The 23,900-nt window shown below is 63.6% G+C and carries 19 protein-coding genes; 13 read left to right on the top strand and 6 right to left on the bottom strand.

Annotation, left to right across the window (positions count from 1 at the left end; genetic code table 11):
- Positions 1-19 precede the first annotated feature (19 nt).
- Complete coding sequence (locus PW947_RS28180) at positions 20-1,072, bottom strand: LacI family DNA-binding transcriptional regulator (RefSeq protein WP_299635645.1); 1,053 nt, start codon at positions 1,070-1,072, stop codon at positions 20-22.
- A 284-nt stretch (positions 1,073-1,356) separates the two neighbouring features.
- Here PW947_RS28180 and PW947_RS28175 point away from each other — a divergent pair, with 284 nt between their 5' ends.
- The 5 genes from PW947_RS28175 (at position 1,357) to PW947_RS28155 (ending at position 7,805) form a co-directional block, all read left to right on the top strand.
- The gene (locus PW947_RS28175; protein ID WP_299635644.1) at positions 1,357-2,391 is read left to right on the top strand and encodes a TRAP transporter substrate-binding protein; all 1,035 of its coding nucleotides are present in this window, start codon (positions 1,357-1,359) and stop codon (positions 2,389-2,391) included.
- 89 nt (positions 2,392-2,480) lie between these two features.
- Entirely contained in the window at positions 2,481-4,364 is a 1,884-nt protein-coding gene (locus PW947_RS28170) for a TRAP transporter large permease subunit (protein ID WP_299636062.1), read from the top strand.
- A 119-nt stretch (positions 4,365-4,483) separates the two neighbouring features.
- Positions 4,484-5,023 (top strand): VOC family protein, encoded by a 540-nt coding sequence (locus tag PW947_RS28165; protein ID WP_299635643.1) that lies wholly within the window; start codon positions 4,484-4,486, stop codon positions 5,021-5,023.
- Positions 5,020-6,327 (top strand): ribulose-bisphosphate carboxylase large subunit family protein, encoded by a 1,308-nt coding sequence (locus tag PW947_RS28160; RefSeq protein ID WP_299635642.1) that lies wholly within the window; start codon positions 5,020-5,022, stop codon positions 6,325-6,327. The genes PW947_RS28165 and PW947_RS28160 overlap by 4 nt, the downstream gene beginning before the upstream one ends.
- A complete protein-coding gene (locus PW947_RS28155; RefSeq protein ID WP_299635641.1) occupies positions 6,324-7,805 on the top strand; it encodes a four-carbon acid sugar kinase family protein in 1,482 nt (493 codons plus the stop codon). The genes PW947_RS28160 and PW947_RS28155 overlap by 4 nt, the downstream gene beginning before the upstream one ends.
- Here PW947_RS28155 and PW947_RS28150 read toward each other — a convergent pair.
- Together PW947_RS28150 and PW947_RS28145 are read right to left on the bottom strand one after the other, a co-directional pair.
- Positions 7,729-8,922, bottom strand: coding sequence for a porin (locus PW947_RS28150; RefSeq protein ID WP_299635640.1), 1,194 nt, complete (start codon positions 8,920-8,922; stop codon positions 7,729-7,731). The genes PW947_RS28155 and PW947_RS28150 overlap by 77 nt on opposite strands.
- Positions 8,923-9,049: 127 nt before the next feature.
- Positions 9,050-9,187, bottom strand: a complete 138-nt coding sequence (locus tag PW947_RS28145) for a hypothetical protein (protein ID WP_299635639.1) — start codon at positions 9,185-9,187, stop codon at positions 9,050-9,052.
- Between PW947_RS28145 and aldA the strand changes: the two genes are divergently transcribed.
- From aldA to PW947_RS28125, 4 genes are all read left to right on the top strand, one after another.
- The gene (aldA, locus tag PW947_RS28140) at positions 9,186-10,610 is read left to right on the top strand and encodes an aldehyde dehydrogenase (protein WP_299635638.1); all 1,425 of its coding nucleotides are present in this window, start codon (positions 9,186-9,188) and stop codon (positions 10,608-10,610) included. The genes PW947_RS28145 and aldA overlap by 2 nt on opposite strands.
- Before the next feature lie 138 nt (positions 10,611-10,748).
- The gene (locus PW947_RS28135) at positions 10,749-12,089 is read left to right on the top strand and encodes an MFS transporter (RefSeq protein ID WP_299635637.1); all 1,341 of its coding nucleotides are present in this window, start codon (positions 10,749-10,751) and stop codon (positions 12,087-12,089) included.
- Positions 12,090-13,307: a mandelate racemase/muconate lactonizing enzyme family protein gene (locus PW947_RS28130; protein WP_299635636.1), complete on the top strand. Its 1,218-nt coding sequence runs from the start codon at positions 12,090-12,092 to the stop codon at positions 13,305-13,307. It abuts the gene before it with no gap.
- An 18-nt stretch (positions 13,308-13,325) separates the two neighbouring features.
- Complete coding sequence (locus tag PW947_RS28125; protein WP_299635635.1) at positions 13,326-15,050, top strand: GMC family oxidoreductase N-terminal domain-containing protein; 1,725 nt, start codon at positions 13,326-13,328, stop codon at positions 15,048-15,050.
- Here PW947_RS28125 and PW947_RS28120 read toward each other — a convergent pair.
- Positions 14,950-15,858, bottom strand: a complete 909-nt coding sequence (locus tag PW947_RS28120; protein WP_299636060.1) for a LysR substrate-binding domain-containing protein — start codon at positions 15,856-15,858, stop codon at positions 14,950-14,952. The two genes, PW947_RS28125 and PW947_RS28120, sit on opposite strands and share 101 nt — an antisense overlap.
- Before the next feature lie 163 nt (positions 15,859-16,021).
- On the opposite strand from PW947_RS28120, the gene PW947_RS28115 reads away from it, so the two are divergent.
- From PW947_RS28115 to PW947_RS28105, 3 genes are all read left to right on the top strand, one after another.
- Positions 16,022-17,230, top strand: a complete 1,209-nt coding sequence (locus PW947_RS28115) for an amidohydrolase family protein (protein ID WP_299635634.1) — start codon at positions 16,022-16,024, stop codon at positions 17,228-17,230.
- Positions 17,231-17,367: 137 nt separating this feature from the next.
- Positions 17,368-17,832: a DUF4126 family protein gene (locus tag PW947_RS28110; RefSeq protein ID WP_299635633.1), complete on the top strand. Its 465-nt coding sequence runs from the start codon at positions 17,368-17,370 to the stop codon at positions 17,830-17,832.
- Positions 17,833-18,025: 193 nt separating this feature from the next.
- On the top strand, positions 18,026-19,705 hold the full coding sequence (locus tag PW947_RS28105) for a long-chain fatty acid--CoA ligase (RefSeq protein ID WP_299635632.1): 1,680 nt from the start codon (positions 18,026-18,028) through the stop codon (positions 19,703-19,705).
- A gap of 112 nt (positions 19,706-19,817) precedes the next feature.
- On the opposite strand, the gene PW947_RS28100 is transcribed toward PW947_RS28105, so the two are convergent.
- Positions 19,818-21,530: a dihydroxyacetone kinase family protein gene (locus PW947_RS28100; RefSeq protein WP_299635631.1), complete on the bottom strand. Its 1,713-nt coding sequence runs from the start codon at positions 21,528-21,530 to the stop codon at positions 19,818-19,820.
- A gap of 215 nt (positions 21,531-21,745) precedes the next feature.
- Here PW947_RS28100 and PW947_RS28095 point away from each other — a divergent pair, with 215 nt between their 5' ends.
- A complete protein-coding gene (locus PW947_RS28095; protein WP_299636058.1) occupies positions 21,746-22,399 on the top strand; it encodes a Pr6Pr family membrane protein in 654 nt (217 codons plus the stop codon).
- A gap of 49 nt (positions 22,400-22,448) precedes the next feature.
- Here the strand turns inward: PW947_RS28095 and PW947_RS28090 are convergent, their stop codons facing one another.
- Positions 22,449-23,699, bottom strand: coding sequence for an FAD-binding oxidoreductase (locus tag PW947_RS28090; protein ID WP_299635630.1), 1,251 nt, complete (start codon positions 23,697-23,699; stop codon positions 22,449-22,451).
- Positions 23,700-23,900: the final 201 nt, after the last annotated feature.

The raw sequence follows: 23,900 nt of genomic DNA, 5'->3' as shown, positions 1-23,900 counted from the left end.
CAGTGGATCATCCGCCGCGTCAGGGCAGATTCTCCCGCAGCACGATATTGAACTGCACCGGTTTCACGTCGTCGAGTGCATCGCGTTTGTCGTGCACGTTGCGGAAAATTTTCAGGCAATTGCCGACCATCGATTGCGGTGTTTGCGTGATCAGCGCATCCATCGTGCCGTCGATCAGCAGCGCGCGCGTGTCGGGCGTCAGGCCGTGGCCGACGAACAGGATCTTCTGGTCGGCCTTTGCCTCGACGATCGCGCGCGCGACCCCATCCGAGCCGCCGCCGCTGTTGTAGATGCCCGCGAGATCCGGATGCTGTTCCAGCAAGCGACGCGTTTGCAGATAGTTGCGCTCGCTGTCGTCATGACCTTCGCGCAGGCCGATCACGCGCACCTGCGGAAACGTCGATTCGATCAGATGCAGAAAGCCGATTTCGCGTTCCTCGTGTCCGCGATAGTTCAGGCTGCCCGCCAGCATCGCGATCTTGCCCGCCGGACGCGGCCCCATGAAACGCCCCAGCAATAGCCCCGCCGTGCGGCCGGCCGCGCGATTGTCGATGCCGACATACGCGAGCCGCCGCGCGTTCGACAGGTCGGAAATCAGCGTGATCGCCGGTACGCCCTGATCGGCGAGCGCATTCACCGCATCGCGCACGACCGGATGTTCGAGCGCCATGAACACCACGCCGTCCGCGCGCTGGCCGCAATGCAGCAGCCGCGCCGCGAGTTCGCTCGGGTTGAAGCTCTCGACGTAATGCACGCGGCAACGGATGTCGAGCGCGCTCCATTGATCGTGTGCGAACTCGATGTAATCGCCGAGCATCCGCAAATAACGGTTGGTGCCGGTCGGCAGCAGAAACGCGATGCGCAACGTGCGCGGCGGTTGCGTCGCCGGCACGGCCGCACCCAGCAGATAACCGAGTTGGGCTGCCGCCTGCAAGACGCGTTGCGCGGTGGGCGCGCGCACGCCGTGGCGGCCGTTCAGCACCCGGTCGACGGTCGCGGTCGACACGCCCGCCGCGCGCGCGATGTCCGGAATCCGGGCGCGTGCGGCAACAGTCATCGTGGTATCGGACATAAACGTTTCCCGGCGCATTCGCCTCTTCAACCGTTCGAGCCGACCGTGCGGCAGCCGGCGGCGACCTCGCGACGATCGGAATTCCATCAAAACACATCAGTTTCGCGGTTTGACGCAAATATCGCGGACGCCTAGTCTTGCACCTGTCAGCCGCGATTACGTGCCGTCAGCCACGCTGCCGATGACACGATACTAAGCCAGAACCGTCAACCGGTCGGCCCCGCGCGATGATGGTTTTTGATGGAATCAAGAACGCATCAATAAAAAGGCAAGGAGACTTCCCGATGACCCATCTCACCCGACGCGCGTTGCTACGCGCCGCTGCGGCCGCTCCGGTTGCCGGCGCGCTCGGCACGCTAGGTTTGGCCTCGACCGCCCGCGCGGCGGCCGCGCCCGAGTTCGTATTCAAGTACGGCAACAATCTGCCGCTCACACATCCGTTGAACGTTCGCGCGCAGGAAGCGGCGAACCAGATTCGCGATGCGTCGAAAGGACGGATGGAAATCCGCATCTTCCCGAACAACCAGTTGGGCGGCGACACGGACATGCTCGCGCAGGTCCGCAGCGGCGGCATCGAAATGTTCACGCCGTCGGCGCTGGTGGTGTCCACGCTGGCGCCCGCCGTCGCAATCAACGCGGTCGGCTTCGCGTTCAGCGACTATTCGCAGGTGTGGAAAGCGATGGACGGCCCGCTCGGCGCCTACGTGCGCGCGGCGATGCAGAAGGCCGGTCTCGAATCGTTCGAACGGATGTGGGACAACGGCTTTCGTCAAACCACCACCAGCACCGGCCCGATCGTCAACGCGCAGACGATGCGCAACCTGAAAATCCGCGTGCCGGTCAGTCCGTTGAGCATCGACATGTTCAAGGGTCTCGGCGCCGCACCGACGAGCCTGCAATTCAGCGAAGTCTATTCGTCGCTGCAAACGCATATCGTCGATGCGCAGGAAAATCCGCTGCCCATCGTGCAGGTCGCGAAGCTCTACGAAGTGCAGAAGTTCTGTTCGCTGACCAACCATATGTGGGACGGCTACTGGTTCGTGCTGAATCAGCGCGCGTGGCAACGTCTGCCGAAAGACCTGCAAGCGATCGCCAGCGACGCATTCAATCAGGCCGCGCTGAAGCAGCGCGACGACGTGCGCAAGCTCAACGATGCCGCCGTCGCCGATCTGCAGGCAAAGGGTCTGTCGATCAATCGTCCCGCGCCTGACACGTTCCGCGCCGCGTTGCGCCAGGCCGGTTTCTACGCGGAATGGAAAGGCCGCTTCGGCAATCAGGCGTGGGATCTGCTCGAACAGTCGGTCGGCAAGCTCGCCTGAACGGCGTCTAACAACATCATGCGCGAGGAGACCACAGCATGACGGAGCGGGCTTGGGATGCAGCACAGAACGGCGCGGGCGGCCACGCGATGCACAACGCGCAGCAGGCGGCTGCGGCCCATGCCGCGCGTCATGCGGCCAGCCTGCCGCGCCGCTGGCTGCGGATCGTCGATCGCGGGCTGATCGCACTCGTCGAATTTTGCGCGGCGAGTCTGCTTGCGCTCGAGATCGTCGTGATGCTGGCGGGCGTGGTGTTCCGCTATGCGCTGCATGCGCCGCTGGTGTGGTCCGATGAACTGGCCGGCATCCTGTTCTTGTGGCTGTCGATGCTCGGCGCGGTGCTCGCCTTGCGTCGCGGCGAGCATATGCGGATGACGGCGTTCGTCAGCCGGCTGTCGCCGCAAAAGCGCGCGTTCGTCGATACGCTCGCGATCGGCGCATCGGTGGCGCTGCTGGCGTTGCTGCTCGCGCCGACCTACGACTACGCGTCCGGCGAAGCGGCGATCGTCACGCCTGCGCTGCAAATCAGCAATGCATGGCGCGCACTCGCGTTGCCGGTCGGCGCGGGCCTGATGCTGGCTGTCGGCCTGATCCGGCTGGTGCAGACGAGCCGCGCGCGCGACGTGCTGATCGTGCTGGCAATCGCGGTCGTGCTCGGCGTGGTCGCGTACTACGGCGCGCCGTGGTTTCAGACGCTCGGCAAGCTCAATCTGCTGATCTTCTTCGTCGGCGTGGTGGGCATCGGGATTTTTTCGGGCGTGCCGATCGGGTTCTCGTTCGCGCTCGCGACCTTCGGTTACCTCGGTCTTGCCACCTACACGCCGGTCGTCGTGATGGTCGGGCGGATGGACGAGGGCATGTCGCATCTGGTGCTGCTCGCAGTGCCGCTATTCGTGTTCCTCGGCCTGCTGATCGAGATGACCGGCATGGCGCGCGCGATGATCGGTTTTCTCGCGAGCCTCGTCGGGCATCTGCATGGCGGACTGTCGTTCGTGCTGATCGGGGCGATGTATCTGGTGTCGGGCATTTCCGGATCGAAAGTCGCGGACATGGCGGCGATTGCACCGGTGCTGTTTCCGGAGATGAAAAAACGCGGCGCGTCCGAAGGCGATCTGGTGGCCTTGCTCGCCACGACCGGCGCGCAGAGCGAAACCATTCCGCCCAGCATCGTGCTGATTACGATCGGCTCGGTCACCGGCCTGTCGATTTCCGCGCTGTTTACGGCCGGCATGTTGCCGGGCGCGGTGCTCGCGCTGATCTTGTGCGCGGTCGTCTGGTGGCGCTATCGCAACGAGGACCTGAGCGGCGCGCAGCGGTTCAGCCGCCGCGAGATCGGGCGGCTGTTCGTGGTGGCGGTGCCTGCGCTGGCGTTGCCGTTCGTGATCCGGATGGCGGTGGTCGAAGGCGTGGCGACCGCGACGGAAGTCTCGACGATCGGCATCGTCTATTCGAGCGTCGTCGGGCTGCTGATTTACCGGAAATTCGCATGGCGGCGACTCGGCCGGATGCTGGTCGATGCGGCGACGCTGTCGGGTGCGATCCTGTTCATCATCGGCTGCGCGATGTCGATGGCGTGGGCGCTGACGCAATCCGGCTTTTCGCAGGACCTCGCGCAACTGATGACCACGTTGCCCGGCGGCGCATACGGTTTTCTCGCGGTGTCGATCGTCGTGTTCATCATGCTCGGCAGCGTGCTCGAAGGGATTCCGGCCATCGTGCTGTTCGGGCCGTTGCTGTTTCCGATTGCGCGCATGGCAGGCGTCAACGAAGTGCACTACGCCATCGTGGTGATTCTGTCGATGGGCGTGGGACTGTTCTCGCCGCCGTTCGGCGTCGGCTATTACTCGGCCTGCGCGATCAGCAAGGTGAACCCGGACGCGGGCATCAAACCGATCGTCGTGTATATGAGCGCGCTGCTGTTCGGCCTCGTGCTGATCGCAGCCATACCGTGGATTTCAACCGGTTTTCTGTGAGTTTTTCCAATTAGACGGATGGGCGTCATGCCTTTGGACGCTGCGTGAAAGCACAGGCTTTCCCAGCGCCGGGATTCGCTCGTCCATCGATCTTCAATCTGCCGCATCGGGAGAGTGTTATGAGTCGTTATTTTGGCGAAATCCGTCAGGCAGGCTATGTCGTGCGCGATATCGAAGCGGCGATGGAATACTGGAGCCGCGTGCTCGGCGTCGGGCCGTGGTTCTACAACGAACGCGTGCCGATCGAAAACTACACGTATCGCGGCCAGTCGTACGAGGTCCACAACTCGGTGGCGCTCGCGAACTCGGGGCCGTTGCAGGTCGAACTGATCCAGACGCGCAACGGCGCTCCGTCGATGTATCGCGACTTCCTCGAAGCCGGCCACACCGGCTTGCAGCACAACGCGTACTGGACCACGTCGTTCGATGCGGACCTCGCGCGGCTTCAGGATCAGGGCTTCAAAGTCGCGATGAGCGGCGAAGTGGGCCGCAACGGCCGCTTCGTGTACTTCGACACGGAAACGCATCCGGGCACCGTGATCGAACTTTCGGAAATCGCCGGGCCGAAAGGCAAACTGTTCGACCTGATCTATCGTGAGTCGCTGTCATGGGATGGCCGCAACGCAGTGCGGCCGTTTCCGGATCTGGGCACGCTATGAGCGATGCGCACAACGCCGTGGCGCAGCGGGCGATCGGCGACGATTGCCTCGAAGCCGACTATCTGATCGAAACGCCACTCGATCCGGCGCGGGTTGCCGATGTGATGGCCGGCGAGCAGTCGAGCGGCACCTTCGTGCGGGTCGCGAACGAAAGCGATGCGTTGCGCGCGCGAAGCCGCGCGAGCGTGGTGCGCATCGACGAACTCGAAGCCGCGTCGCAACCGGCATTGCCTAATGCATGGCTTGCGCGGCAGCACGCCAGCGGTCCGTGGCGTCGCGCGCGAATCACGCTGTCGTTTCCGCTCGCGAATATCGACGCGAATCTGCCCACGCTGGCCGCGACGGTGGCGGGCAATCTGTACGACCTCGGCGAAGTGACCGGCATGCGTCTGCTGTCGATGCGTTTGCCTGCAAGCTATCGCGCGCGTTTCGATCTGCCGAAGCACGGTGTCGCCGGGACGCGGCGACTGACCGACGTGGCGCGCGGCCCGATGATCGGCACGATCATCAAGCCGAACGTGGGCTTGAGCGCGGCGGAAACGGCGTCGCTGGTGCGCGATCTGTGCGAAGCGGGCGTCGATTTCATCAAGGATGACGAAGTCTGTGCGAACCCGCAGCATGCGCCGCTCGCCGCGCGCGTACGTGCGGTGATGGCCGAGGTTCGCGCATATCGCGAGCGCAGCGGCCGTTCGGTGATGGTCGCCTTCAATATCACCGACGAACTCGACGCGATGCGTCGTCACGCGGAACTGGTCGAACGCGAAGGCGGCAGTTGCGTGATGGCGAGCATCAACTGGTGCGGCTTTTCCGCGATCCAGAGCTTGCGGCGCGCGACGCCGCTGGCGCTGCACGCGCACCGGAACGGCTACGGCATGATGTCGCGCGATCCGTCGCTGGGCATGTCGTTCCACGCGTATCAGACGCTGTGGCGACTGGCCGGTGTCGACCATATGCACGTGCATGGGCTGGCCGGAAAGTTCGCCCAAAGCGACGCCGAAGTGACCGAGTCCGCCCGCGATTGCGCGACGCCGTTGACGTCTGAATACGACGATGCCGTGTTGCCGGCGTTTTCGTCGGGGCAGTGGGCGGGCACCGTGCCCGCGACCTTCGACAGCGTGCGCACCACCGATCTGCTGTTTATGTCCGGCGGCGGCATTCTCGCGCATCCCGATGGACCCGCCGCCGGTGTGACGAGCGTGCGGCAGGCGTGGGATGCGGTACAGGCATGCGTGCCGCTTGCCGACTATGCGCGTCATGCGCCTGAATTACAGCGTGCGCTGGCGTTTTTTGGAGCGCGCGGATGAACGATCCGGTCTCGCTTGCGCCGATGCATGCGTTTTCGTCATCCGGGCATCGGTCGCCCGCTTATGCATTTTACGGCGACGATTTCACCGGCGCGACCGACACGCTCGCGCATCTCGCGCGCGCCGGATTGCGCACGATGCTGTTCGTCGAGGCGCCCGATGCGGCGCGTCTTGCGCAATTCGGGCCGGGCCGCGCATATGACGCGCTCGATGCGATCGGCGTGGCGGGCATCGCGCGAGCGCTGGCGCCGTCGGAAATGCATGCCGAACTGACGCGGGTCGGCGCATGCTTCGCGTCGCTCGGCGTGCGGCTGATGCATTACAAGGTGTGCTCGACCTTCGATAGCGCGCCGCAGACCGGCAGCATCGGTGTCGCGGTGAATACGTTGCGCGCGCATTTTCCGAATCCGCTGGTGGCGATCGTCGGCGGGCAACCGAATCTGAAGCGTTACTGCGTTTTCGGCCAGTTGTTCGCATCGGCGGGCGGCGACGAAATTTTCCGGATCGACCGTCATCCGACCATGAGCCATCATCCGGTCACGCCGATGAACGAAGCCGATCTGCGCGTGCATCTGCAGCGACAAGGTCTGGCCGACGTGCGTTCGATCGACTGGCGTATCTATGCGCAAGCGCCGCACGCGCTGGATTCGGCGGTGGCGCATGCGCTGGAAGCCAAACCGGATGCGTTGCTGTTCGACGTGCTCGACGACGCGCATCTGACGCATATCGGTCGCACGATGACGGCGCATGCGGCCCACGCGCCGTTGCTCGCCGTGGGTCCGAGCAGCGTCGCGCACGCGTATGCGGACGCGGTGCGCGCGAGTGCGCCATCCAGTGCGAACGAGGCCGCCGATGCGCCCGACACGTCAACGATGCAAGCTGCCGACGGTCCTGTGTTCGTGCTGGCCGGCAGCCTGTCGCCCGCGACTGCCGCGCAGATCGGCGCGGCGCAGTCGTACACGCACGTCGAACTCGATCCGTCGCGGATGACCGGCGCGGCAGCGCACGCGTATCTCGACGAACAGACCGCCACCATCGCCGCGATGTTGCGCGATGGCCGCCATGTGCTCGCGTTTACGCGTCGCATGCGTAGCACGCATGCAGACAACGGCGCGCGCGACGACGCGGACGCCGGGCGCAACGCGCTCGCCATCGCATGCGCGCATCTGCTGAAAACGGTGTTGGGACAGGTGCGTCTGCGACGCATCGGCATCGCAGGCGGCGACACGTCGAGCTTCGCGATTCATGCGCTCGACGTATGGGGATTGTCGTATCTGTCGACGCTCGCGCCGGGTGTCGCGATGTGCCGCCTGCACGCCGATCGCGCGGACCTCGACGGCATCGAAGTCATGCTGAAAGGCGGGCAGATGGGCGGCACCGATCTGTTCGAGCGGCTATTGCCTAGAACCTGTGACGCAAGGCCACGCGCGCCACGATCTGACTGCCTGACGACGATGGCGCCTGCACACCCGGAATAAACGCGTTGTCGAGAATCGCGTTTGTCATGTCGCCGGTGACCTTCTGATACGCGCCTTGCAGATAGACATCGGTGCGCTTCGACAGGTTGTAATCGGCCATCAAGCCGACCGAATGAATCTTCGCCTTCACGCTACCGTTCGATGCATCGTAGTTTTCCATCGTGTACACGTATTGCACGCCCACGAAGAACGACGGCGTGAACTGATATTTGCCGTTCACTTCGAAGTTCTGATACTTCAGCGTATTCAGCGTCACACCCGTTGCGGCCAGCGGAATGCCGATATACCCGTTGCCCGACGGGTCCTGATAGTTCGTGTTGGTGTACGCAAAACCGAGCGTCGTCTGACCGAACGTGTAGTTGATGCCGCCGCCGAATATCCGCATACGTCCCGCGATAAAGCTCGCGTCGTTGGCCGCGATTGCGCCGTTCATGCCCACGCCCGGATTGTTCGCCTGCAGGTATGCGGCCGCGATCAGCCAGCCGCCGTACGCGTACTGCCCGCCCAGGCTGAACTGCCGGTTGTTCGCGAAGTTCGTGTCGTTGCTGAAGCTGTATGCGCCGCCGAACTGGAATCCGCCCAATGACGGGCTTGCATACTTGATCGTGTTGTCGATCCGGAACGAGTTGTCGGTGTTGTCGTTATCGTACGGATGCGCGAACAGATAGCCGGCCCAGTTCCCGTTGGCTGTTGTTTGCGCCAGATAGTCGACCACCGAATCGTACTGACGTCCCAGCGTCAGCGTGCCGAAACGATCGCTGGCGAGTCCCACGTAAGCCTGCCGTCCGAACATCCGGCCGCCCTGGCCCGCACGTCCGGAGTTCACGTCGAAGCCATTTTCAAGCTGGAAAATCGCCTTCGTCCCGCCGCCGAGATCTTCCGAACCACGCATGCCCCAGCGGCTGCCTTGCGCATAGCCGCTCGCCATCTCGTAGACGTGGCTGCCGCGCACGTTGCTGGTGTAGTCGAGGCCTTCGTCGATCACGCCGTAGAGCGTCACGCCCGATTGCGCGAACGCTGACGATGCGCCGACTGTGCCCAATGCGCCGACTGAGCCAATTGCCGCGAAGGCGGTGAGTGCGGCGGAAACCGCGCGTGCGAGCACTGTCTGTTTCATCGAATCTCCTGAATTGTTATCGAGTCGTGGCCGTTCCGGCCGTTATGCCGGCGGGTCGAATTCTGCGGCTGGCCGGTGCGCTTGCCAAAGGATTTGAATTCGGGTCAAACGTGCGTTTTTCGAATCTTTAACCGTCGAAATATTCGCTTGTGACGCGTTCCGGTGCGGAGAAAAATGCGCTGCATGCGGTGAAGGCTGCGCATCGAAAGCGGCCGGTCATGCGTTTTTTGCACTTTTCAACAAGTTCAAACCAGGTGAGCTTCATGCGACTCGATCGGAATTTCGTCAACGGCCGGTTTATCGAACCCGCTGGCGACGAACGCGTTACCGTCATCAATCCCGCCACCGGCGAGCGCATTGCGCAGGTGTGCGCCGCGACGCGCGAGCAAGCCGTCGCGGCGGTCGAATCGGCGGCGGTTGCGCAAAAAAGCTGGCGCACGTTGCCGTCGGCGCAAAGGGCCGTGCATCTGCACGCGCTCGCCGATGCATTGACCGACGCCGCGCCCGCGATCGGCGCGGCGCTCGCATGCGAATCCGGCAAGAGCGTCGCCGACGCCACCAACGAAGCGATCTACGCCGGCCAGATCACGCGCTATCACGCCGAATGGGCGCGCCGTATCGAAGGCGAAGTGATTCCGAGCGATACGCCCGACGAAAACCTCGTGCTGCATCGCGAGCCGATCGGCGTGGTGGCGTGCCTGATTCCGTTCAACTATCCGGTGTACACGTTCATGCGCAAGGTCGCGCCTGCGTTGATCGCCGGGAATACGGTCGTGGTGCGCCCGAGCAACAACACGCCGAGCTCCGCATTCGAAATCGCCAAAGCCGTCGAACGGGCCGGTTTGCCGCCCGGCGTCGTGAATATCCTGGCGATGAGCCACGACACCGCCGAAGCCGTCTGCACGCATCCGTCGGTCGGGATGATCACGCTGACGGGCAGCGTCAACGCGGGTCGCAAGGTGCTCGACTACTGCAAGGCGAATATCGCCAAGCCGTCGCTGGAACTGGGTGGCAAGACGCCCGCGATCATCGAACCTGACGCCGATCTGGAGAAGGCCGCACGCGACCTGGTCGCATCGAAAACAACCCATTGCGGCCAGTTGTGCACGGCGATCGAACGCGTGTACGTGCATGAGAGCGTGCACGACCGCTTCGTCGCGCTGTTGAAACAGCAGATGAGCGCAGTGCGTTCCGGCGACCGTAGCGACGATGCATCGTTGATGGGGCCGCTCGTCAACGCGTCGTCGCGCGACGGCATTCACGCGATGGTCCGCCGCGCCGTCGAAGCGGGCGCCACGCTCGAAACCGGTGGCACGCTGCCGTCGGGAAACGGCTTTTTCTATCCGGCGACCCTGCTGACCAACTGTCGTCAGGACATGGAAATCGTTCAGGAAGAAACCTTCGGTCCGATCATGCCGGTACTCCGCTACAGCACGCTCGACGAAGCACTGGCGATGGCGAACGACCATCAGTTCGGGTTGTCGTCGGTGATCTATACGGAGAACTATCGCGCTGCGATGAAGGTGGCCAATGCCATCGAAGCGGGCGAACTGTATGTGAACCGCACGCCTGCAGACCCCTATCAAGGCTTTCACGCCGGATGGAAACGTTCGGGCCTCGGCGGCGACGACGGCAAGCACGGCATGCTCGAATTCACGCAGACGCGTCTGGTCGTCATGAAGTACTGACGCATCCGGATTTCTCCGAAACCCGCATCGAAACCCGCAGTAAAAGCAGCAGTCCATCCAATCATAAAAAACATATTCGAGACCCGGCGAACCGACGCATCAGCGCGGTCGCCTTGCGTGTCTCTCAGGAGCGCAAACGTGTCATCCCAACCCGTTCAATCCGCTGCGCAACTGGCTTCGGCCGGTGACGCCGCCGCCGCGAAAGCCACTCAAGGCCAGCGCTATCTGCAACTCGCGCTGCTGGTGCTGGCCGCCGGCGCGATCTACCCGATTCTGTATCTGCGGCAGGTGTATCAGCCGACGATGCTCGACGTGTTCCACATCACCGACAGCCAGCTCGGCTATCTGTATTCGATGCTCGGCACCATCTTCCTGCTCAGCTATCTGCCAAGCGGCTGGCTGGCCGATCGCATTGCGCCGCGTCTGCTGATCTGCTTTTCGTTGATCGCGACGGGCGCGCTGGGCCTGGTTTACTCGACCGCGCCTTCGTTCGATGTGCTGCTGGTGATCTTCGGCGGGTGGGGCATCACCACCGGTTTGACGTTCTGGGCCGCGGTGATCAAGCGCGTCACGATGATCGCGGGCGCGCACGAGCAGGGCCGCTTTTTCGGCTTTCTCGACGGCGGACGCGGGCTGATCGAAGCGATGCTCGCAACCGTCGCGATCACGCTGTTCGCGTGGGCGACGCAGACACGCGGCGAGTCGGTCGCGAGCGGTTTCAAACTGGTGGTCTATCTGTACGCGTTTCTGTGTATCGGGCTCGGCATCGTGCTGGGACTCGTCAAGGATCCGCAACCGGCCCGGGACACAGTGGCAAATCGCGCCGGCCACCCGTCCAGCCCGCGCCACGCGCGCAGCAACGTGTTCGTCGAACTGAAGACACTCGCGGCGATCCCCGAACTGTGGCTGATCGCGGCCATCGTGTTTTGCGGCTATCAGGTGTTCTGGGCGACGTACAGCTTCTCCGCCTATCTGCATCAGGGCGGGATCGGTTTGTCGGTGGTGATGGCGGGCACCATCACCACGCTAAAGCTGTGGATGCGCCCGATCGGCGGGATCGGCGGCGGCTTTCTCGGCGACCGCTTTTCGAAGGTCTCCGTGCTCGTGATCGCGTTGTTTCTGGCAGCGCTGTCGCTGCTCGGACTGGTCGCCGCGCCGCGCATGTCGAGTCATGCGCTGATCGTCGTGCTCGTGCTGTTTATCGGCATCCTGACGTACGCGATTCGCGGCCTCTACTGGTCGTTGCTCGACCGCTGCAACGTGCCGGTCGAAACGATGGGTCTCGCGATCGGCCTGATTTCCGTGCTCGGTTATTCGCCGGACGTCTTTCTACCGCTGATCAACGGCTATCTGACGCAGACCTTCCCCGGCGTGTTCGGTTACCAGCTTTATTTTGCTTACGTGGCGGCGGTCGCGGCGCTCGGTGGCGTTGCGGGTCTCGCGCTCAGAAACATGCTCAACAGAAAAGAAGAGGCGTAAATGAAAGTCGTGTCGCTTGAAACGCATATCGTCGCCGTGCCGCCGCCGCACCTCGGCGGGATGTACTGGATCTTCGTGAAGCTGAAAACCGACTGCGGTATCGAAGGTGTCGGCGAAATCTATTCGGCCACGTTTCATCCGGATGCGATGACCCATATCATCGACGATGTGTTCGGCCGCTATCTGCTCGATCACGATCCGCATCATGTCGAGCGCTTCTGGCGCGAAGCGTATTCGAGCGGCTTCACCCAACGTCCCGACCTGACGATGATGGGCGTCGTCAGCGGTCTGGAAATGGCGTGCTGGGACATCATCGGCAAGGCGGCGGGCAAGCCCGTGTACGAACTGCTGGGCGGCATGGTCAACGAGCGTCTGCGTTCGTACACGTACCTGTATCCGAAGAACGCGAAGGGCGAGTACGACTACGACGACCCCGACCTCGCCGCGCAATGTGCCGCGCAAAACGTCGAACGCGGTTTTACGGCCGTGAAGTTCGATCCGGCCGGGCCCTATACCGCGTACTCCGGACATCAGCTGTCGCTGGAAGTGCTGGAGCGTTGCGAAACCTTTTGCCGCAAGGTGCGCGAAGCGGTAGGCAGCAAGGCCGATCTGCTGTTCGGCACGCATGGGCAGATGGTGCCGTCTTCGGCCATTCGTCTCGCGAAACGCCTCGAAAAATACGATCCGTTGTGGTTCGAAGAACCGGTGCCGCCGGGTCAGGACGCCGCGATGGCGAACGTCGCGCGGCATACCAGCATTCCGGTTGCCGCAGGCGAACGGCTGACGACCAAGTACGAGTTTTTCAAACTGCTCGAAGCGGGCGCCGCATCGATTCTGCAGTTGAACGTTGCACGCGTGGGCGGTCTGCTCGAAGCGAAAAAAGTCGCGACACTCGCCGAGGTCTACTACGCGCAGATCGCGCCGCATCTGTACAACGGACCGATCGGCGCGGCGGCCAGCATCCAGCTTGCAAGCTGCACGCCGAACTTCCTGATTCAGGAAAGCATCGGCACGTGGGACGGTTTTCATGCGGAGATCCTGATGAAGCCGATTCGATGGGAAGACGGCTACATCCTGCCGTCGCGCGAACCGGGCCTGGGCGTCGAACTGAATATGGATGTGGTGAAGCGTCATACGCCGTACACCGGTACGCGTTTGCATCTGCAGATGGCGGCCACGCCCGCCGACGTGAAAGACCTCGCGCCCGCGAAGGGCTGAGAGCAAGGATAGAGAAACATGGATTACGACTACATCATCGTCGGTGCGGGATCGGCGGGCTGCATTCTGGCGAACCGGCTGTCGGCGTCGGGGCAGCACACGGTGCTGCTGCTCGAAGCGGGCGGCAAGGACAGTTCGTTCTGGTTCAAGGTGCCGGTGGGGTTCACGAAGACCTACTACAACCCGACCTATAACTGGATGTACTACAGCGAGCCGGAGAAGGAACTGGACGGCCGGCCGATCTACTGTCCGCGCGGCAAGGTGCAGGGCGGTTCCGGATCGATCAACGCGATGATTTTCGTGCGCGGCCAGCCGCACGATTTCGACGATTGGGCCGCAGCGGGCAATCCGGGCTGGACGTTTCGCGATGTGCTGCCGTATTTCCGCAAGCTCGAATCGCATCCGCTCGGCAACACCGAATATCACGGTGCGGACGGTCCGATCCGCATCTCGCCGATGAACGATGCTGCGCATCCGATCTGTCATGTGTTCATCAAAGGCGCGCAACAGGCGGGTTACCAACGCAGCGACGACTTCAACGGCGCGCAGTTCGAAGGCGCGGGCATTTACGACGTCAATACGCGTAACGGACAGCGCTCGTCGAGCAGTTTCGAGTATCTGCATCCAGTGTTGACGCGCAAGAACCTGCACGTCGAGCGCGAGGTGCGGGTGGATCGCGTGCTGTTCGATGCGAACCGGCGCGCAACCGGTGTGGCGGTCACGCAGAACGGCGTGGCGCGCACGTTCAACGCGACGCGCGAAGTGATCCTGTCGGCGGGCGCGGTCGATTCGCCGAAGCTGCTGCAACTGTCGGGTGTCGGCGAGCCCGGCTTGCTGGCGAAGCATCGCATCCCGCTCGTGCACGCGTTGCCGGCAGTCGGGCAGAACTTGCAGGATCACCTGTGCGTGAGCTTCTATTACCGTGCAAACGTGAAGACGCTGAACGACGAAATGCGTTCGTTGCTCGGCAAGCTCAAGCTCGGGTTGCAGTATCTGCTAACGAAGAAAGGGCCGCTTGCAATGAGCGTCAATCAATCGGGCGGTTTCTTCAAAGGTAACGACCAGCAGGCGCATCCGAACCTGCAGCTGTACTTCAATCCGCTGTCGTACCGCATTCCGAAGAGCAACACCGCGAGTCTCGAACCGGAGCCGTATTCGGGATTTCTGCTCGCGTTCAATCCGTGCCGTCCGACGAGCCGTGGGTCGATCGAGATCGCGTCGAATCGCGCGCAAGATGCGGCGAAAATCCGCATCAATGCACTGACAACGGAAAAAGATATCGACGAAGCGATTCAAGGCTGCGAACTGGTGCGCAAGGTGATGGCGTCGCCTGCGCTGAAAGAAATCACCGTCGAGGAAATCTCGCCGGGGCCGCAAGTGAACACGCGTGATGCGTTCTTGCAGTATTTCCGCGAGCAGTCGGGTTCGATCTATCACCTGTGCGGCTCGTGCGCGATGGGCGACGACGCGTCGACGTCGGTGGTCGATGCGCGGTTGCGCGTGCATGGTGTCGATGCGCTGCGCGTGGTCGATGCGTCGATCTTCCCGAACATCACGTCGGGCAATATCAACGCACCAACGATGATGGTTGCGGAAAAAGGCGCGGCGATGATTCTCGAAGACGCCGCGATGGCCGCCGGCGTTACGACTGATCGAACGCGCGTCCGCTCAGCCAGATCTCCTGCTGCAACCACTCTCGAAACAGCGCGATGTGCGGCAGATCCTGTTGCGTCGAACGCGTGACCAGCCAGTACGATTGATGGCCGTCCACGTGCACGTTGAGCACTTGCACGAGTTGGCCTTCGGCGAGTTCGCGCGCGATCATATGCTGATCGGCGATCGTCACGCCGAGGCCGTCGATCGCCGCGCGAATCGCGTGGTCGAGCAGATCGAATTCATAGCCGCCACGGGTATCGACGTTCTCGATGCCCGCCGCTTTCAGCCAGTGCTGCCACGTCAGATAGCGCTGATCCGGATTGGCGAGCACATGCAGTAACGTGAACTGGTTCAGGTCGATCGCATCGCGTCCGGTTTGCCGCGCGAGCAACGCGGGCGCGCAGACCGCGATATGCCGCTCGTTCATCAGCAGACGGTTATCGACGCCTTCCCATTCGCCATTGCCGAAACGGATCGCGCAATCGAGCACGCCGGACTCTTCGAGCGCGTCGTCGAGACGGGTAGACAGGCTGAGTTCGAGTTCGGGCAACGCATCGCGCAGACGGCCGAGACGCGGCATCAGCCAGCGGCTCGAAAACGTGGGCGGAGCGTTGATCCGCAAGCGGTTGCGATGCGATTTCTCCTGAATGCCGCGCACGGTCAACTCGATCCGGTCGAACGATTGCTGAAGCGCCTGCAACAGCGTGCGCCCGGCCGCGGACAGTTCGAGATGATGGTGATGACGCAGCAACAAAGCCTCGCCGAGTTGCGATTCGAGTTGCCTGACTTGTCGGCTGACCGCACTTTGCGTGACGTTGAGCAATTCGGCGGCACGCGTGAAACTGCCCGTCCGGCCAGCGACTTCGAAGGCTTTGAGCGCGTTCAGCGCGGGCATTTTGCGTTTCAAGGGACGTCTCTCCAGTTTTGACGGGTGGCATCGAGCGATGCGTATTTTACGTGCCGACTCGCCATAAAAGCGATCAGGCATGCTTGCGATGCGCGTATCGATGTGTACGATAGCGTCGACAACTCTCCCTACGCGCTCACACGGAGTCGCCATGACACAGCCGCTTTTGATCACCGATATCCGCTTGCCGGATGGCGCGCGCGTGGATCTCGCCATCGTCGACGGTCGCTTCGATGCGATCTATCCGATGGACGACCACAACGCGCATCGGCAACGCGCGGGATGGACCCATGAAGACGGCCACGGCGCGCTCGCGCTGCCGGGCTTTGTCGAAGGCCATACGCATCTCGACAAGACCACGTGGGGCATGCCGTGGTATCGCAATGCGGTCGGCCCGAAGCTCACCGACCGGATCGAGAACGAACGGCAATGGCGCGCATCGAGCGGTCACGACGCGGCAACCGCGTCGATGGCGCTGGCCCGCGCATTCCTGCATGCGGGAACGACGCGGGTGCGCACGCACGTCGATATCGACACCGACGCCGGTTTGCGACATCTGCACGGCGTGCTCGCGACGCGAGACGGGTTGCGCGACGTGCTCGACATGCAGATCGTCGCATTTCCGCAGTCGGGCATGTTGAAGCGGCACGGCACCGATTCGTTGCTCGATGCTGCGCTGCGGGAAGGCGCGGACGTGCTCGGCGCGCTCGATCCCGCCGCGATCGACGGCGATCCGGTCGCGTCGCTGAATCTGACATTCGACCTCGCGCAACGCCATCAGAAGCCAATCGACATTCATCTGCATGAGCCCGCGCAGCTTGGCGCATTCACACTCAACCTGCTGCTCGACCGGGTAGCGGCAACGGGAATGCAAGGGAAGGTGGTCGTCAGCCATGCGTTCTGCCTCGGCGCATTGCCGGACGCCGAGCGCGACAGCCTGCTCACGCGCATCGCCGATCTGCGCGTCGCGCTGCTGACCACTGCGCCACCTTCGGTGCCGGTGCCGCCGTTGAAGGCGTGCATCGAACGCGGCGTGACGATTTTTGCGGGCAACGACGGCGTGCGCGATACATGGACGCCATACGGTTCGCCCGACATGCTGGAGCGCGCGATGCTGGTCGGCATGCGCTTCGATCTGCGTCGCGACGACGCGCTCGCGACGGCGTTCGATTGCGTCAGCAGCGCGGGTGCGCGTGCGTGCGGCTTCGCGGAATACGGACTGACGCCGGGCGCGCGCGCGGAGCTGGTGCTCGTCGATGCGGAAACGGTCGCGCACGCGGTGGTGTCGCGCCCGGTTCGCAAACTGGTGATGTCGAACGGACGGATCGTCGCGCGCGACGGCAAAGGCATCGACGCGTGAGCGCACCGCGCATCGTTCGCGCGTGCGTCGGGTGGGCGAACGCTTCGATACAGATCGCCGCGCACCGGATGCGCATCGCGACACCGGGCATGCGACACTGGTAACGCGGCACGTTCATCGCGGATCAGGAGTCTTCCATGACGATCTATCTGTTTGCGCTGTTGATTGGGATTGTGGCCGGCCTTCGCGCGATGACCGCGCCGGCGGCGATCAGTTGGGCCGCCCATCTCGGCTGGCTGCCGTTGCACGATACGCCGCTCGCGTTTATGGGCGCCACCGCGACGCCATATATTTTCACGGTGCTGGCGATCGTCGAACTGATCACCGATCAGTTGCCCAAAACCCCGAGCCGCACCGTGCCGATGCAGTTCGGCACGCGGATCGTGCTGGGCGGATTGTGCGGCGCGTGCATCGGCGCGGCACATGGCGGCCTGCTCGGTGGACTGATCGCGGGTGTCGTCGGCGCGGTGATCGGCACGCTCGGCGGAGCGAAAGCACGTGCGGGCCTGGCCGCGACGATGGGCCGCGATCTGCCTGCGGCGTTGATCGAAGACGTGGTGGCAATCGGCGCGGCCGTGCTGGTGGCGACGTCGGTGAGTTGAGCTGTGCGTTGAACCGCGAGTAGTGTCGTCGTCAGTTCATCCAGGCGTCGCGCAGACCGCATTGCGCTGCAACACACTCGCAACCATTGAACTTGCAGGCGGCATCGCGTACCAATGACAGGCGCGGATCGGCACGGTTGCTTCAACCGGACGCCGGTCACGCGCCGACGAAAACACAATCTGGGAGACACGCATGAACACTTTGCATCACCGGCATTGGCCGCCGCATGTGCCCTTGCATCTGACGTTGCCGCAAACCAGTCTGTTCTACAACGCCGAAGTCTCGGCGGCACGCTTTCCCGACAAACCCTTTCTGCTGTTCTACGACACGCCCGTCACGTTTGCGCAATTCGCGGACGAAGCCACGCGGCTCGCCGGTTATTTGCAGCACGAATGCGGCGTCAAGGCGGGCGACCGCGTGCTGCTCTATATGCAGAACAGCCCGCAATGGGTCATCGCTTACTACGGGATTTTGCGGGCCAACGCGGTCGTCGTTCCCGTCAATCCGATGAACCTCACCGACGAATTGCGTCACTACGTGCACGACAGCGGCGCGACGACGATCATCGCGCCGCAGTGCCTGTTCGCGAACCTCGAACCGTTGATCGGCGACGCGCCGGAGCAGGGCATCCGGCATGCGATCGTCGCGACGTATAGCGATTATCTGACGCGTCCCAGCCCGATTCCTGTCCCCGACTTCGTCACGGCCCCGCGCCGCACGTTCGACCTGCGTGGCGTCACCGCGTGGCGCGACGCGCTGGCGAGCGGCTTCGCGCCCGGTCCGCTGACAGCCGGTCCCGACGATCTTTGCGTGATGCCGTACACGTCGGGCACGACCGGCAAGCCGAAGGGCTGCATGCACACGCATCGCAGCGTGATGAGCACGCTGGTGGGCGGCAATGTGTGGTTTGGCGCATCGCAGGATTCGACGTCGTTATCGGTGTTGCCGCTGTTCCATGTGACGGGCATGCAGGGCGGCATGAACGGACCGCTGCATGCAGGCGCGACCATCGTATTGCTATCGCGCTGGGATCGCGACGCGGCGGCTGCGTGCATCGAGCGCTACCGGATCGGTTCATGGCAATCCATCTCGACGATGATGGTCGATTTTCTGTCGAACCCGAAACTCGCCGAATACGATCTGTCGGCGTCGTCGGGCGTGCGCGGCGGTGGTGCGGCGATGCCCGATGCGATCGCGAAGAAACTGAAGACGCTGACGGGGCTCGACTATGTCGAAGGCTACGGCATGTCCGAAACGATCGCGGCCACGCATATCAACCCGCCGCAGCGGCCGAAACCGCAATGTCTGGGCATTCCCGTGTTCGATCTCGACGCGCGGGTAATCGATCCCGCCAGCTTGCAGGAACTTGCGGCGGGCGAAACCGGCGAGATCGTCGTCAACGGGCCGCAGATCATGCAAGGCTACTGGCGCGATCCGAAAGGCACGCAAGACGCGTTTGTCGAACTCGACGGCAAGCGGTTCTTGCGCACGGGCGACCTCGGTCATATCGACGAAGACGGCTATTTTTTCATGACCGATCGTCTGAAACGGATGATCAACGCGTCCGGATACAAGGTGTGGCCGGCCGAAGTCGAGGCGTTGATGTACCGGCATCCGGCGATTCACGAAGTGTGCGTGATCGGCGTGCGCGATGCGAAACGCGGCGAGACGGTGAAGGCGCTGATCGTGCCGGCCGCCGCGTATCGCGACACGCTGACCGCCGATGCGGTGATCGCGTGGGCGCATGAGCAGATGGCATCGTACAAGGCGCCGCGCATCGTCGAGTTCGTCATGTCGCTACCGAAGTCGGGCAGCGGCAAGATCCTGTGGCGCAAGTTGCAGGAGGACGACGCAGCGCGTAATGGCGGTTAGCGTGACGCTTCGCATGCGTTTTGCGCATGCGCGCATGCATGCATTTGAAAAACGCATGCGAACGCTGTGGCTCGGCCCGCGACGCGATGCCCTGCACGCGGGCTCAGGGTTTTCAGCGCGACAACGCATGCTGGATTGCCGCGAGCCATAAGCCGACGGCATGCGCGCCGGGGTCGGGAAAACCGAGCGCACGATCGCCGACATAGCTCGAGCGGCCGCGTCGTGGATGCATCGACGCGGTCGATTCAGAGCCCGCCGTCGCTGCTTCGACGGCGGCTCGAAGGGCGGCCTGAAAATCTGCCGACGCATCGAGCGCCGCGTCCAGTGCGACGGCGGCCGGATGCAATGCGTCGATCATCGTCCGGTCGCCGGGCTGTGCGCCGCCGAGTTCCATCAATCCATCGACACCCGCGCCGAATGCCGCCGACCAGTCTTTCGCGGACGGCGACGCAGGCGTGGACGACTGTTCGAGCACCGCCGCGGCGCGCATCAGCAAGACCGCATACAACGGGCCGGACGTGCCGCCGACCACGCGCCGGATCGTCGCCGACAGGCTTCGCAATACCGCACCGGGCGACGTTTCGGCCGGATAGCCGTCGATGTCGTGGGCAATGCCGTGCGCCGCGCGGGCGAGGCTGATCCCGAGATCGCCGTCGCCGACACGTTGATCCATTTGCGTGAGCGTGGCTTCGGCGTCGAGCAGGCATGCGCACACCGCATCGATCGCGCGGCGCAGCGTCGCGTCGCGCGACAGATGCGCGCTCGCGTCGATCTGCGGCGCGGCCGGTGCGATGCGCGTCGTCGCCCGCGCGACACGTCCGCTCAGTGCAGGCCATGCCGAGGTTTGCGTCGCCGCGTCGAGCCAGCGCAAACGCCGGTCGTCGAGTTGCATCAGGGTCAGCGACACGCCCGCCATATCGAGCGCGCTGAGGAAGGTGCCGGACCACGCGCGTTCGACTGCGATGCCGCGCGCATCGAGGTAGCGCAATGCCGATCCCGCGACGATCGCGAGTTCGCCGGAAGGCGTGCCGCCGAGGTTGTTCACGAGCAGCGCGACGCGCGCCTGCGGCGCAATCGACAGGTCGTCGACGAGGGTCGATAGCAGGCGCGCGACAATCGCGTCCGCAGGTTCGAGTGCGCCGCGCTCGACGCCGGGTTCGCCGTGAATGCCGAGCCCCCATTCGATTTCGTCGCCGGCAAGCTCGAAGCCTGGCTTGCCCGCGGCCGGCACGGTGCAGGGCGTTAGCGCCACGCCCATCGTGCCGGTTGCCGCAGCCGCGTCGCGCGCGATCTGCGTGAGTTCGGCCAGCGGCACGCCTTCGGCGGCGGCCGCGCCCGCGATCTTGTGAACCAGCACGGTACCTGCGAGACCGCGCCGGCCCGCGTGGTCGCCGTTCGCCGATAACGCGACGTCGTCGGCGACGATCGCCATCTCCACCTCGATCCCTTCACTGCGCGCGATCTCTGCGGCGAGTCCGAAGTTGAGCCGGTCGCCGGTGTAGTTCTTGACGATCAGCAACACGCCGGCGGGCCCGGCGACCGCACGGATCGCATCGAGCACGGCATCGGTCGAAGGCGACGTGAACACTTCGCCGGAGACCGCCGCGCTCAGCATGCCCGCGCCGACGTAGCCGCCGTGCGCCGGTTCGTGACCCGCGCCACCACCGGCAATCAGGGCGACGTGACCGCGTTGCGCCGCGTCGTGCGCATCGGCGCGAATCACGATCGTGCTGCCGCTGAGTAGCGTCAGGCCAGGGTTCAGTGCAACCAGCCCTTCCAGTTGCTCGGGAACGACGTCGGACACTGCGTTGATGAGTTTCTTCATGGTTCGCCACCTTGTCGGAATGCTGCCATTCGGTGACGTCATGATAAAGGGCGATGCGTGCACGCGCTGCAGGCAGATACGCGCGCGGATAGAATCGACGCATGACTTCTTCAGACCGTTCATCCGGTCGGGCGTCGCGCAATCCGCCAGTACGTGCAGCGGACCGCGATGAACCCGATCTGCCGCTGCATACACCGGGCGTCGCGTCGTTATCGATGGCGGGGTTGATCGCGCTGATCGCGTGGGTGTCGTTCGCGCTGCAAACCGACGTCACGATCCACCGGATGCTGGCGCGCGGACTCGGTGTGATCGACGGCATCGAGCGGCTAAGCAGTTATCTGACCAACCTCACGGTGTTTGCGTGCGCGATCTGCTTTACCTGCGTCGCCGTGCGCGCCCGCACGCCGCCCGGCCATTTTTTCCGCAGGCCGCCGGTCGTGACGGCGATCGTCGTGTATGTGGTTTTCGTCGGCATCGCGTACAACGTGCTGTTACGGCATCTGTGGACGCCGAGCGGCTATCGCGCGATGCTCAACGAGTGTCTGCACACGGTGATTCCGCTGTTGGCGGTGGTTTACTGGCTGCTTTTCGTGCCGCGTTTTCATCTGCTGCCGCGCGACTGTCTGTCGTGGCTGCTCTATCCGCTGTGCTACCTGTTCGTCACGTTGTGGCGCGGCAGCCGGACCGGCTTTTATCCGTATCCGTTTATCGACGTCGACGATCTCGGCTATCGCCACGTGTTCGTCAATGCGTCGTTGCTGGTGCTGGGATTCGTGCTGCTGATGGGTGTCTTCGTCGCAATCAATCATCGACGGCCGCGCGTGACGGCTTCGTCACGCGATACGCTCGACAATCCTCCGGACGCCTGAGCGTCGAGACTCGCATGCGCGTGGCGCATGGGAGCATGCAACGATGCAATCAACGGCCGCCGGGAAAACGCGCGGCGCTAAACGGCGCGGGATCGACGAACGGGGTTTCGCCCGTCATCATTTCCGCGATCAGGCGTCCTGTCACCGGTCCGAGCGTGAGTCCATGATGCGCATGACCGAACGCGAACCACACATTGCGATGGCGCGGCGCCTGGCCGATCACCGGCATCATGTCCGGCGTGCACGGGCGACGGCCCATCCACGGCTCGTCGTCGAGACGTGAGCCGAGCGGGAACAGCGAGCGCGCGATCGGCTCGACCGCGGCGAGTTGCGTCGGCGTTTTGGGCGCTTCGCGGCGACCGAGTTCGACGCCCGTCGTCAGACGGATGCCGCGCGACATCGGCGTAATCATGTAGCCGTTTTCGCAGTCGAGCACCGGATGACTGAGTCGCGCATCGGCCTGCGTGGCGTAGTGCATGTGGTAACCGCGCTTCACCGCGAGCGGCAGGCGATAACCGAGTTTCGATGTGATCTGGTCGGACCACGGCCCCAGCGCCACCACCACCGACGCCGCTTCGATCGTGCCTTCCTGCGTGTCCACTTTCCATTGATCGCGCAACGTGTTTGCGTCGCCGGTCAGGATGCGTCCGCCGAGTTGCTCGAAGTGTCGCGCGTAGGCGCTCACGAGCGCGTTCGGATCGCTGACGGAATCCGACGCGGTGTAGCGCAAGCCGCCGCGCAACGACCGGTCCAGATGCGGTTCCATCTGTTGGAGACGGGCCGGGTCGAGCGATTCGAAGGTCACGCCGAACTCGCTGAACCAGCGTTCGGCGGCACGGGTTTCTTCTTCGCGCTTTGCATCGGTGCGGAACACCTTGACCCATCCGGTCGGCCGGATCAGTGCGGTCGCGCCCGCGTCCGACGCCATCGTCCGGTGTTCGTCCACGCAATGCTCGATCAGGGTTGCGTAGTGCCGCGCGATTGCTGCATGCGTTGTCGGATGCGAGTTTTTCCAGTAACGAAACAGGAACGGCGCGAGCGCGGCCATCGCGGCCGGATGGTACCGGACATCGAGCGAGCGGTTGCGCGCGTAGCCGAGCAACGCACTCAATGCGCGCGGAAACGCATACGGATACACACCTTCGCGCTGGATCAACCCAGCATTGCCGAACGACGTTTCGTTGCCGGGCGCCTTTCTATCGACGAGCGCGACTGCACGGCCACGCTTTTGCAGATGCACGGCCACCGACACACCAACGATGCCGCCGCCGAGAACGATTGTGTCGAATTTCGTGGTCACAGGCGCACCGTGGCGATCGTCGCCGGGCGCATGCGGGCGTGGGTCTGAAGGCGTTGAATGGGTTGGGACATGATCTGAACCGTGAATGTGAGCCCGGGCGCGACCGGAAAAACAAGCCGTGACACGAACTGAAGGACGACGCAACGGCCCTGAAAAATGGGCTATCGACGCGAGTTATCATATCCGAGAAAAATTAAAATT

Origin of the sequence: Paraburkholderia sp. (assembly GCF_028283785.1) — a bacterium.
GTDB lineage: Bacteria > Pseudomonadota > Gammaproteobacteria > Burkholderiales > Burkholderiaceae > Paraburkholderia.
Note: the sequence above shows the minus strand (reverse complement) of the source record. Positions and strands in the feature narration are given on the sequence as shown.